Source organism: Ginsengibacter sp., from assembly GCF_057362405.1.
On sequence record NZ_JBMQQG010000106.1, the window covers coordinates 17,362 to 30,343 of the forward strand.

Sequence of the window (12,982 nt, forward strand, 5' to 3'; positions counted from 1 at the left end):
AATTAAAAAATGGCTAGAGATAAAATTTCGGTTATTATTCCGGTATTTAACCCGGGACCTGTACTTAGCAAGGCTATAGAAAGTATCGTTACACAAGATTACAACGATATTGAACTTGTGATTATTGATGGAGGAAGCACAGACGGAACTATAGACTTGCTTAAAAAATACAATACAAGCATACACTATTGGATTAGCGAACCAGATGATGGAATATATAATGCAATGAACAAAGGAATTGCCGCCGCATCAGGAACCTGGCTCCTTTTCCTGGGGGCAGATGATGAACTTTGCAAGGGAGTTATAGCTTCTATTTTTAATTCAGCCGATTTTAGAAATACCGACCTGATTTACGGAAAAGTGGTTATAAAAAATGAACGTAAAATACTTGGTCAACAAACAGACCTTGAAAAATTGATAGCACTGAATATCCCCCATCAGGCCATATTTTATCGCAAATCTATTTTTGAAAAATTTAAAGGTTATAACCAGCAGTATAAAATTTTAGCTGATTATGATCTGAACCTGAAAATATTTGAAGATAGCTCGTTGCAGAAAAAGTTTGTCGCTAACACAGTATCGAGTTTTTGTAATAATGGAATAAGTAATCGAACCATTGATTATAAATTTTTTTCAGAAAAAAAAGACTACTTTATCAAACAGCGGAAACTCTTAAAAACAGATAATAGAATTGCTAAGTATTACTTCTATTCAGGAGTAGCATTGGTATTAAAGAGGCATTTCAGGGCTGGTTCAGCTAATATTTTCCACGCTATTATCTTCAGTCAAAACAGGTTCCATTACTTTTTGTTAACGGTTGATTTTATTCTCAGTATGCTTGGCTTAAGGAAAAAGTATAAGTATATATAATCACGTTTTTAAGGATTATTATACTATGTCGATCCAAGAGTCATATAGGGAGAACACGGATAATATTATCCTGAAGAAAATCAGAATTAGCTATTATGACTCCTTTGTGTTACTTAAGCCTGATAATCTCATAAGGGTTCATCAAATCACCATAAAAGAGGTTGATGTAAAAATAAATGCAGGCTACTCCTATCAAAATCTGAATATTCCATTTTTTAAACGGCGGCAGCGTTACGAGATAGGCAAACAGTAAAGGGAATACCGCACCAAAGAGCTCGGTTGTTCTTGTTGCCATCGAAGGAATGTCTATCAGTAAGCCATACACGAAAATGCTGATGATATTACATTTTAGAAACAAGATGAGTCTCGTATCTTGAATCTTATATTTTATAGCATAGAAGAAAATATAAGCTGTTAACAAGACATTACAGGTGTTCAACACATTAAAAAATCTAATCTTATCATACATTGACGTATCGGCGGTATCCGCGTAGGTAGTAAGCTTTGTAGAAATCAGAGCAAGATCTACGTTGGGGAGTACAAAGGACAATAATGGTAATCTAATTAAACCGAGGACAATTGCTCCAAGAAAAATAGTCCCATACAACCACGGGTTTAATTGGTCTTTGCGTATAAGAAATAAAAGCAGATACAATATTGCTGAATTATGGAAAAGTATTGCAAACAGTATGCAGGTGAATACTTTTATTTTATCATTTTTGAGATAGAAATAAATGGCAAGAAAAAAAAATGAACAAGCCAAACCATTACGGATCTGGGTCATTTCTTCAATAAAGAAATAATGACTGTAATACAATAAGAGAACAATAAATGGATTGAAGGCAAGTTTACGGAAAGCGAAAAATTTAATACCAATACTCAATGCGGCAAAAACAAGCATAATAGCCAGCGGAGCATTATCATGAAAAATGTTATAACATACTTTGACAATAAAAACAAATCCCGGCTCATAAAGCGGCAACAAGGCTCCTTGGATTGTACTTCCGCCATGTACTATATAATTGAAAGTGTTAAGGTAAGGTAAATAATCCCTTGAAACAGATACATTCCTGAAACCTACAAACAACGTCAAGAAAATTCCAATTACTGCAAGTATAAAATCAATATTTTTTACCGTCTTAAACTCATACTCTACAGCAATTATAGCCAGGAGGATGAATAGTAAACAATAAATATACATCTATAGTAAAATTAACTTGCTAAATAGAACTTTTAAATTCGTTTGAAATATATCAATGCATTCCTTTATAAAGCCTGATTAACCAGAGGAACAGAAATGTCATAAACGCACCGGCAAACGCAAAGAAAATCGCTGTTTTTAGCTTACTCGCTTTTATCTTCCTCATCGGGTAGTCGGCATGGTCTATTATTTGTATTAATGGAATTTTATTGAGGTATTGAAAGCGTGCCAGCTCAAGATTCTTGAACATTTCCCCGTATGCAGTTCCATATACCTGGATATTCACCTGTTGCTTTTGAAGAGGCACCTGGGACTCGGCAAACGCAGGGTTTAAATTGGCATCCTGCGATGCTGCCTTGTTGGCTATACTTGATGAGAGACCACCCTTCATAGAGGCTACACGTTGTTCAAGTATTTCAAGTGTTTGTCTTTCTTTTTTGCTGCAGATATCAGTATAAAAGCTATCGGTAGCATGTATTAGTTTATCAGTAAATACTTTTGTAAATTTTTCGTTACCACTCGTAACCCGTATAGAGAAAATGCTAAGCTTCTTGTCTGGCCGATCTGCTTCTAACGCGTAATTTACAAAGTTCCTAAAGGTGGCGTACAATACACTATCCTGACCATAATTTAATGATTCCCGTGTAGTACCCACCGGAAAATGCACTTGCCCTTTTGTGGGACCATTTTTATTATTTACCTCAAGGATTTTTTGCCGGTAAAACTCAATCAATGTATAAGGTGTTGTATTGAATGTATCAACAGACAGAAATACACTTTCTACAATATGCCGGCTTTTTATTATTTCTAAGATGTTATCTCCGGAAAACATTTCGTTTGAGCCTCCACCTATATTAAAGCCGAATTGCGCCGCAAGGCTTAACGCGCCCGATACGCCCGAACCGTTATTGCCTTGATCAAGTATGAAAGTAAGGTTGCTTTCATACTTTGGTTCTTGCTGCCAGGCGTAAATAAAACCTATTATCCCAAATACCAAACCAACGATACCAAACAACCACCATTTTTTTAATAGCGATCTTAGAAAATTAAAGAATGAGTGTTGTAGCAATGGAGCCTGATCATTCAATATTGTCATATATTTTTCCTGATTTAAAAAACATTCCGCAATGTTATACTTATGCGGGGCAAGTTAAAACAAATCTTCTTACAATTTCGGTCATATGCCATTGCCTGCTTTTTAGAACAAGCCAATTTAAGTATATGTAAATATTCTTCCCTATTTTAGCTGAGTTGAAAAATAGAGGCAGAATAATGACAGCGAAACGTTTTTTAAGTACTACCCATTTGCACATCTATGCAATTATCAATACAATTATCAAACATAAATACAATTTAAAAGGGATAACCATCATAAAAATATTAGATGTTGGTTGTGGAAATGGCCTGCTGTTAAGCACGCTTGTTAGAGAATTGCCACTTAAGCATCCTGGAGTCTCATTTGAATTTTATGGCCTTGATGTGGATGATTCACATGTGCAGGAAAGGGGTTACTTTAGCAAAACTATCTCCCTGCTCCAATCAGTAGCCCCGCAAATTATTTGGGAGAATAACTTAAAGCTAATTACGTCAAATGATCAATGGCCATTTACCGATAACTTTTTTGATCTTATTTTTTCAAACCAGGTGATGGAACATGTTTTTAACCAGGAACTTTTTTTAAAAGAGATCCACAGAACGATGGCAGGGCATGGTTATTCATTTCATCTGTACCCTCTTCGGCATTACTTTTATGAAGGTCATCTGTTAATTCCCTTCGTTCATAAATTCAAGAATTGGACCACTACATATTTCTGGATAAAATGGGCATCTTATCTGCGAATAGGAACTTATAAAAAAAATAAACAAAACGGATTAGTTAACTCGATCCAGGAATACGCAGAAAAACATGCCGACTATTTAACGTACCAGGTAAATTATCAAACACTAAGGCAAATAAATGCAACGGCCAAACATTGCCGGCTCAAATGTTCCTTTGACTTTACGTATCCATATTATAAACAAAAATTGCGTTCTATTATAAGAATGCCGCTAATAGAAGAGTATAAGAAAAAAGATATCCGATCGTCTTCAAATTCGTTTTACTTTATTTTTTTAAAATACGTAAGTGGGATAACTCTAGTACTTAGAAAAAATGATACTTTTTAACTCCGTTCCAAAGAAGATTATTTTTATGCTATGCTTTTCCTAAATTTTTCCCTGCGAAGCAAAATAATCCTGCGCCTTATTTCTATAAAAGTTGAATTTTTAACGACGGGATAAAATAAAAATATTATTAAGACAATTAAATTAATAAATGTAGTGAAATAAAGGGAATTACGAAATGGCGCAATGCGGCTTAAATACCTGCATACCATAAACGAAGCTGCCATAGCTATTAATATTTGAATAGTATTAAAATTAAAAAAGGAAACTAACGAAATGTGATTCTCCCTGTTGAACGCCGTTATTAAAATTATCGAACCAATCATTGCCGATAAAGTCCAACAAATTATTACATAATTTCCTCCAATCAATTGACCCAATAAGGGCGCAAAAATTAAAATCAGCGTTGCCGAAACTACATTATTAATTACATTCCATTTCAAATGACCTGTGCCCAAATTATGAAAATAGGCCGGAAACGCCAGCGCATTAATAAAAAAAGCAACGGAAACATTAATTAATATAAAATTGAATTCCTCGCTGGAATGGTTTAAAAAGAATATAGAAATTGCGTCTGTTAAAACTATGGGAGATAGAAAGAACAAAATGCCTAAGAACAATATCAGTTTAAAATTTGCTTTATAATATACGTTTATTCTTTGCTGATAGCCTTTCGTTTTAAAAATAGTTATTTGAGGTATGATGGTTTGATTGGCAGCTATAATAAGACTGCGAAATACACTCAACAACTTTACGCAAAAATCAAAAATCGCTGTGTTTTCGCTTCCCGCAAATTTTGTAATCATTGCTTTCATAAATGGCTCGCTGATTATTTGCGTAACTGAAATGATCTGAAAATTAAAGCCATATCTGAAAATGCTTTTAAAAATTTTTTTATTAAAATCAAAAGAAAAATGATAATCAGGTAAATGTTTTTTTACCTGCCAAACAGATACAACCAATAAAAACAGATTCTGGATTATTTGTGCAATTGCGATTCCTATTATACCAAAATGCAAAAGCAAAATAAAGCCCGCTGTCAAAAAAACTGCAGAACCAGCTATATTAATCTTCGCCCTAATGTGCATCAATATTAAACCATCCAGGATAGAAAGACACGATACTGAAAGTCCTGAAAAAAAAAATGAAATAACAACAAGGGGCAAGAGCCGGAATGCAAGGGCTGCTGATTTTATATCAACCGTTTCCGGAATTATTAAGGTAAATATGAAATAAGAAATTGCACACAGTATTGCTGTAAAAAAAAAGGACAGCAATAAGGTAGTATTAATAAGGCTGTTTAATTTTTTTGGGTCGTTTTCTAATTTATATTTCGGAATGTAATAAAGCAAAGAGTTAGCAAAACCATAGCTTCCAAAACTGGCAATAGCATTAATTGAAGTTAAGAATGCCCATACGCCTGTAACCTTCAATCCTGCATAAACTACCATTAGTTTAAACAGTATCAATGCTGCAATTGCAGTTGCCACAGTTTGTAAAACAGAAAAAGAGGAATTTTTAAAAAGCTTGCTGTCTTTCATTCTATGGTTTTCTGGCAGTCACTATATATTGCTGGGCTAAAAATTGATCAAAAATACCTAGAGTAAGCTTACTAAATAGATTCCTTTTTTTCTGAAGAGGGCAGGTTTTAAAACTGGGTTCGGTTTTTTCAATTATGAATCCTGCGCCGGATACCAACTCTACAATGTTTTTTTTGCAAAAAAATCTCAAATGCGTTTTATCCAGTATTCCTGATGGCTGGTATTTAAAATCCCCTTTGAAAAAAATTTTATAAAAGGCTCTGTACTCCCTTATATTGGGGATACTTATTATAATACATGCTGCTGTTTTGCCAAAACCTTTCAAGTATTCAAGAATGTCCCACGGATCAGCCAAGTGTTCTAGCACGTCCGCACATAAAAGGATATCAAAATGCCCACGAGGAAGATCAAGTTCTTTGTCTTCAATATCAGCTGCAATAAATTTATCAATTAATGGATTTTTTTGGTTACTCCCTGCGATTTCCATTAAATCAACACCGACGGCCTCATTTATTAAGTTATTTTCTTTGAGATAGCAAAGTATATTTCCGCCACTACAACCAATGTCCAACATGCTTACCCCTTTTGGAATGTAGGGTAGTATATCTTTCCTTGCTTGTGCATAATATTCATTTGCCTTTTCGCTATAAAAATTCATATATGATTGAGCTAATAGTTTATCGAAACTGCAAAATTAATCCTAAACTTTTTCTTATAGCAGAACCATGAATAGTTGTTGATTTTAAATGCATTTTCATCCTTTTCATTTACTTCTTAACTAACCCATTTCTATTTATTAGCGAAGGATTTTAAAATTTATAAAAATAAAATTGCAAAAAATCTTCTTGAAATATAATCGTCGGAGTTTTATAATGAGGGCTATCATTAAAAAGAAAATTGATTGGTTTCTTCAACATCCAAAAATCTCCGGCTATAACTTCAATACGTTGACCATTATTCCTAATGCTGACACTAAAAGTGCTAATTCGCCCACACTTAATTTTGCTCTATTGTTTTTAAGCTTTTGAGGTATAAAAATTTCTGATCTGGGTGTGATTGCAGGATAGGACTTAAACCATAAAAAATGTTTTACCGAAGCAGCTTTCCCATCCGGGTAAATTACCAATGAGCCGCTTTTGCGGGCTGACGAAGTAAAATTTCCAGCTTGTTCCACGTAATATTTAAGATTTTTATTTGGTTGATAAGGCACAATAGTTGGGAAATAAACATCTCCTGATATCTTTACTAAATTAGAACCGCGGTCTATCGTTAGAATATCGCCTTCCTCCAATATGAGATTTTCTGAGTTTTGAGGGTGAGCCAATGCGGTTGAAAGGTCAACACTTATTAAATCGTACGGTTTATATAGCTCATCTTTCATTTTTGGATTACTCAACAAACTGTCTTGACTTATATTCAGAATTCTTTCCAATAAACTTTCCCGCTCCTGTTTTGTTAAATTCGATTTACTAATTCTTCTGATAGTAATGGAAGAGCTATCGGCAGATGCTTTAAATCCTCCGGCCCGTATCATAATATCACTAATTTTTTCACCACTCGTTTCGAGTGCGTATCTACCTGGATTTTTTACTTCTCCCTGTACTAAGACGCTTCTCTGCGATATGTAACCCGGCAGAGTCTTTATAATTATCATGTCAAACGGTTCAAGAAATACGTTATTCAGTGCAGGGTTTTTATTATAGAGATCTATATTAAAAACAGTACTTTCATTATGATTCGCCTTATCCACATTCGCGTTCCTGATTCGCCTGGAAATTTCTATATTGGATGAGTCGCCGGACTCTGTCAATCCACCAACCGAAAGAAGCACATCGTGAAGTGTGATTTTTTTACGCCATTGAATTATTCCAGGCTTCCTAACATTTCCCTCAACCGTAACAAAATTTTTATCGGTAAAATCAAAAATGGAGTGGATATAGATCGAATCATTTTTTTGCAGATACACCCTCTCGCCAAAATTTAAAACTGAATCCACATCTAGCGAAACAGTTGTGGGTATTTTGTTGCTTAAATATCTGAAAATAGTGGCATTATTACTGTAAGCATCATCCAACAGTCCTCCTGCCTTTTCTATGAGGTCTTTTACCGTAATGCCAGGGGTTAATTCATAATCACCTGGCCTGTTTACAGATCCTTCAATAACAACCCTGTTTCCAAACTGATCTTGTAATTTTCTTACAATGTACTCATCGCTTCCATTTGGTTTGAAACTATTATACTGAGATGATTCAAGATCAATTATCCTTTTTTCTGTTTCCGTTATTCTTATTACTGAGACAGCTCCGCGATAAGCATCATCGGTAAAACCTCCACAATATCGTAACAGATCACTGAAAGTTTCTGAATCTAGGATTTCATATTTGCCTTCTCTTTTTACTTTCCCCGAAATTTTTACCCGCGTCTTGTAATAAGGGATTTTGATAACATCACCCTCTTTGAGAAAAATATTATCGGTCTGATCTCCATTAACCAAAAAATTATAGAGATCTGCAGTTCGCTTTACAGCATTGCCGCGAATAACTTCAATATCGCGGTAACTTCCCATATTCGTGGGGCCGCCGCACAGATAGAGGGCATTAAATAATGTGGTTAATGACGAAACCGTGAAGGTGCCTGGTTTTTTGGCCTGGCCTATTACTGTAATGCGTATACTTCGGATTTTGCCCAGAGTGACCTGAACTTTTGTTCTACCAGAATTTATTGCCTTGTAAATCGTGGAAGCGAGTTTTGATTTTATTCTTTCAGTAGCTGCTTCAATCGATAATCCGTTAACCAAAATCGGTCCGACATTCGGAATGTAAATTTCGCCCTGCTCGTTTACTAGCAGATTGTATTTTCTTTCACTATATCCGTAAACTGAAATTACCATCTCATCATCCGGTCCCAAAATATAACCTGCCGGAGCCGGTATTCGAAGATTAGGTTCAAAAACTAAACTATTTCCGGAAAACAATTCTGAACCAAATATACTTTCGTCTGGTTTAAATTTTTGCATAACAATCGTCGATGCCGAACTATCATACTCATGTTGACTTGAACTATCAGAAGATAAATTTTCAACGTCAATGTTCTTATTTAATAGCTGGGCTTTATGCAACAGTCCCAGCCTACTGCGTAGCTTAGCTACTTCGCCAGGTTGTAATCCTTTATCTGCGGCCAATTTAAGTAATTGAGTTTGAGAAATACCTGACTCATTTGCTTTTTGAAGCATAGAGGCAATTTCATCATCGCTGTAATTATCTATATTGATGTTGCTTAAATCATTTGAATTGAACAAATTATTTTGGGCATTTACCTTAAGGGAACATAGTAGCGTTGAAAGAAATAAAAATAAAATTACTCCAGATATCTTCATTTAATAGATCGTTTAAATTTTCGTTTAAACAGAGTTTTAATAATGCGTGCGAAGTTAATAATATTTTGGCCATATTAGTTTTGGATAAAATGACCTGGCTAATGCCGCGAATTGACTATAAGAAATTTTATAAAGCGGAAATAAATAGAATGGCTGAATTAACAAGAATGTAAATTATGAAGTTTTTGGCTTTAAGATTATGTATATTTTTTAAATAACACTTCTCAAATACTCCCCATATCCGCTTTTCTCGAACTTTTCTGCAAGCGTATTCAATTGGTCTTTATTTATAAATCCCATGCGATAGGCAATTTCTTCCAGGCAACCGATTTTAAAGCCTTGTCGCTTTTCGATTACCCTCACAAATTCGGAAGCATCATGAAGCGATTCAAAAGTTCCTGTATCGAGCCATGCAAATCCCCGGTTAAGAACTGCAACTTTTAATTTTTTATCGACGAGATATTTACGGTTTACATCGGTGATTTCATATTCTCCTCTTGCAGATGGCGCAATATTTTTAGCAATTTCCACTACGGTATTGTCGTAAAAATATAAGCCAGGTACTGCATAACTAGATTTTGGTTTTGATGGCTTTTCTTCGATGCTTATTGCGTTAAGATCTTTATCAAACTCTACTACACCGTATCTTTCAGGGTCACTAACCGGATAAGCAAAAATTACTGCACCATCAGGATTTGCCGATTTTTGCAAAAGATTTGAAAAACCGCTTCCGTAAAAAATATTATCTCCCAATACCAATGCAACAGCATCCGTGCCCACAAATTTTTCTCCAATAACAAATGCCTGGGCAAGGCCATTCGGCTTTTCCTGTACTTCATAGTATAAACTGCAACCCCATTGATTTCCATCTCCCAATAACCGTTTAAACTGTTGTTGATCTTCGGGTGTGGTGATAATTAGAATATCTCTGATTCCGGCCAGCATTAGCGTCGATAGCGGATAATAAATCATTGGTTTATCGTATATGGGCATCAGTTGCTTGCTTACTCCCATTGTAATAGGATACAACCTGGTTCCACTTCCTCCGGCAAGAATAATTCCTTTCATTTTTATTGAGAATTTATAAAAGTTTAGAATGTGCTTAAGTTAATTTTTCTTAGTTTTCTAAACGGCACTCTAAGCACCATATTGTTTTTCATAATAACTTCTATAAGCACCACTGGTTACATCATTCAACCATTCACTATTATTAAGATACCAGTCAATCGTTTTTGACAATCCTTCTTCAAATTGAAGTGATGGCTGCCAGCCCAATTCATTTTTTAATTTAGTTGCGTCTATGGCATAGCGTAAGTCATGCCCTTGCCTGTCTTTTACAAAAGTTATTAGCTTTTCAGATGTTCCCTTTTCACGCCCCAGTTTTTTATCCATTTGCGTGCAAAGTTCTTTTATGATGTCGATGTTTTTCCATTCATTATGGCCACCGATATTATAGGTTTCACCAATTCTGCCGTTGTGAAAAATAGTATCAATTGCTCTTACATGGTCTTCTACAAACAGCCAATCTCGTACGTTAAGTCCTTTGCCATAAATAGGCAATGGTTTATTGTTGATAATATTATGAATGCAAAGAGGAATCAATTTTTCAGGAAAATGAAACGGACCGTAATTATTGGAACAATTGGATATAATTACGGGTAAATTATAGGTATGATAATATGCGCTCACGAAATGATCTGACGATGCTTTTGACGCCGAATAAGGACTCCGTGGATCATAAGGAGTCTCTTCAGTAAAAAAGCCCTCATCGCCAAGACTTCCATATACTTCGTCAGTAGAAATATGGTAAAATAGTTTACCGTTAAAATTATCTTTCCATGCATCTTTTGCTACCTGTAATAAAGAGACCGTACCCAACACATTTGTTTTTACAAACGCCAGCGGGTCGGTTATCGAACGGTCAACATGGCTTTCTGCAGCGCAATGCAAAACGCCGGTAAACTGGTATTTTTCAAAAAGACTTTTCACCAACTCCATATCTTCTATGTCACCTCTTATAAAAGTGTAATTGGGCTTATCTTCTATATCCTTCAAATTTTCGAGATTACCTGCATAGGTGAGTTTGTCGAGGTTTACTATTTTATAATCAGGGTATTTATTCACAAATAACCTGGTAAGATGCGACCCAATAAAACCTGCACCCCCTGTAATCAATATGCTTTTATGTGTATTAACTGCCATTATTATTTCTTAATGCCGAAGTTTCGGATTTCATGAACTAATTCAATTGCCCTGAGATTTTCTGTTAAAGGGAAGCCTTTGCCGGCAATAATGTTTGTATAAGATGTTGTATGTAACTCGGTAAAGCCTTCGCTAAATTCAAATGCATCGCCGTCAATTGTCAACGTTCTGAAGGTTCGCTTACCGGCTGCTCTAACGGATTCAGGCAGTGTGTTAACATCTATGCTCAGCATCCAGTTAACGGTTGCTTTTTCCAGTTCAAGTTTGCCGGATGCGGTAACTTGCGAGTGCATGTTAACCGTATTTTCTTTTACGGGCCCGAAAATCCACATCAGCATATCAAAAAAATGAACGCCAATATTGGTAGCAATACCGCCACTTTTTGACATATCGCCTTTCCAGCTTGTGTGATACCAGTGCCCGCGTGAAGTGATGTATTGCAGATCAACCGTATATTTTTTGTCTTTCGGACCAGAATCGATTTTGTCTTTTAAAGCAATAATAGCCGGGTGGAGCCTTAATTGTAAAATGCTAAAAACATGGTTCCCGGTTTCTTTTTCAATTTCCTGCAACGCTTCAATATTCCATGGATTTAATACAATTGGTTTTTCACAAATAACGTCGGCGCCTATTCGCAAACCAAAGCGTATATGAGCGTCATGTAAATAATTGGGACTGCATACCGACACAAAATCAATTTTCTTGCCCTGCCGTTTTAATTTCTCCAGATGCCGGTCGAAGCGTTCAAATTCGGTAAAGAAATCCGCTTCGGGAAAATAGCTGTCCAAAATACCGACAGAATCATTTTTATCTAATGCAGCAATCAAATTATTTCCTGTATCTTTTATCGCTTTCATGTGTCTCGGAGCTATGTAACCTCCCGCGCCTATCAATGCAAAATTTTTCATGTTTTATTTTATTCTTTTTAACTGGTCGCCTTCCAATAAATATTCCTGTTGGCTTTCCGGACAAATAGCCCTGTTATTTTTATCAAAATCTAATTTAATACCGTACTCACTCATCCAACCCACGTGTCTGGCGGGATTTCCAACGACCAAGGAATACGCCGCTACCTCTTTTGTAACAACAGCGCCTGCGCCTATAAATGCGTACTCGCCTATATCGTGGCCGCAGACAATAGTTGCATTTGCTCCGATAGAGGCTCCCTTTTTTACGATAGTCTTTTTAAATTCTTCCTTCCTGCTAACGGCACTTCTTGGGTTTATTACATTAGTAAAAACCATTGAAGGTCCGAGAAAGACATCATCCTCGCAGATAACTCCTTCATAAATGGAAACATTATTTTGAACCCTTACGTTTTTACCGAGAATAACTTTGGGCGATACCACTACATTTTGCCCGATGTTGCAATTATCACCTATTTTGCAACCAGGCATTATGTGGGAGAAATGCCAAATTTTAACTCCGGCACCAATTTCACAACCATCATCTATAACTGCTGTAGGATGTACGAAGTAATTCATTTGCATTTTTGAATGGCGGCAAAGTTAATAAACAATTGGCTTTTTTTATAGGTCGGTAACATTGGAGAAATGTACTCGTTGTTAATACTGGTTCCTGTCTAAAGTCAAAACTGAAATGTTATGAGGGTAGTATTGTTGCTCAAAA

11 protein-coding genes are annotated in these 12,982 nt (G+C 35.6%); 2 read left to right on the forward strand and 9 right to left on the reverse strand.

The window, feature by feature from the left end; translation table 11 throughout:
* The first annotated feature begins 9 nt into the window (after positions 1-9).
* Entirely contained in the window at positions 10-870 is an 861-nt protein-coding gene (locus ACO1O5_RS09045) for a glycosyltransferase family 2 protein (RefSeq protein WP_486269524.1), read from the forward strand.
* A gap of 109 nt (positions 871-979) precedes the next feature.
* Here ACO1O5_RS09045 and ACO1O5_RS09050 read toward each other — a convergent pair whose 3' ends face one another.
* On the reverse strand, positions 980-2,071 hold the full coding sequence (locus ACO1O5_RS09050) for an EpsG family protein (protein ID WP_486269525.1): 1,092 nt from the start codon (positions 2,069-2,071) through the stop codon (positions 980-982).
* Between the two features lie 52 nt (positions 2,072-2,123).
* Positions 2,124-3,167, reverse strand: coding sequence for a Wzz/FepE/Etk N-terminal domain-containing protein (locus ACO1O5_RS09055; RefSeq protein ID WP_486269526.1), 1,044 nt, complete (start codon positions 3,165-3,167; stop codon positions 2,124-2,126).
* A gap of 176 nt (positions 3,168-3,343) precedes the next feature.
* Here ACO1O5_RS09055 and ACO1O5_RS09060 point away from each other — a divergent pair, with 176 nt between their 5' ends.
* Positions 3,344-4,237, forward strand: coding sequence for a class I SAM-dependent methyltransferase (locus ACO1O5_RS09060; protein ID WP_486269527.1), 894 nt, complete (start codon positions 3,344-3,346; stop codon positions 4,235-4,237).
* A gap of 23 nt (positions 4,238-4,260) precedes the next feature.
* Here the strand turns inward: ACO1O5_RS09060 and ACO1O5_RS09065 are convergent, their stop codons facing one another.
* From ACO1O5_RS09065 to ACO1O5_RS09095, 7 genes are all read right to left on the reverse strand, one after another.
* Positions 4,261-5,775: a lipopolysaccharide biosynthesis protein gene (locus ACO1O5_RS09065; protein ID WP_486269528.1), complete on the reverse strand. Its 1,515-nt coding sequence runs from the start codon at positions 5,773-5,775 to the stop codon at positions 4,261-4,263.
* Between the two features lies 1 nt (position 5,776).
* Positions 5,777-6,433, reverse strand: a complete 657-nt coding sequence (locus tag ACO1O5_RS09070; protein WP_486269529.1) for a class I SAM-dependent methyltransferase — start codon at positions 6,431-6,433, stop codon at positions 5,777-5,779.
* A gap of 273 nt (positions 6,434-6,706) precedes the next feature.
* On the reverse strand, positions 6,707-9,151 hold the full coding sequence (locus ACO1O5_RS09075) for an SLBB domain-containing protein (RefSeq protein ID WP_486269530.1): 2,445 nt from the start codon (positions 9,149-9,151) through the stop codon (positions 6,707-6,709).
* Positions 9,152-9,361: 210 nt separating this feature from the next.
* Positions 9,362-10,219, reverse strand: a complete 858-nt coding sequence (rfbA, locus tag ACO1O5_RS09080) for a glucose-1-phosphate thymidylyltransferase RfbA (protein ID WP_486269531.1) — start codon at positions 10,217-10,219, stop codon at positions 9,362-9,364.
* A gap of 69 nt (positions 10,220-10,288) precedes the next feature.
* Entirely contained in the window at positions 10,289-11,353 is a 1,065-nt protein-coding gene (gene rfbB, locus ACO1O5_RS09085) for a dTDP-glucose 4,6-dehydratase (protein WP_486269532.1), read from the reverse strand.
* 2 nt (positions 11,354-11,355) lie between these two features.
* Positions 11,356-12,261 (reverse strand): Gfo/Idh/MocA family protein, encoded by a 906-nt coding sequence (locus ACO1O5_RS09090; protein ID WP_486269533.1) that lies wholly within the window; start codon positions 12,259-12,261, stop codon positions 11,356-11,358.
* A gap of 3 nt (positions 12,262-12,264) precedes the next feature.
* Entirely contained in the window at positions 12,265-12,837 is a 573-nt protein-coding gene (locus ACO1O5_RS09095) for an acyltransferase (protein WP_486269534.1), read from the reverse strand.
* Positions 12,838-12,982: the final 145 nt, after the last annotated feature.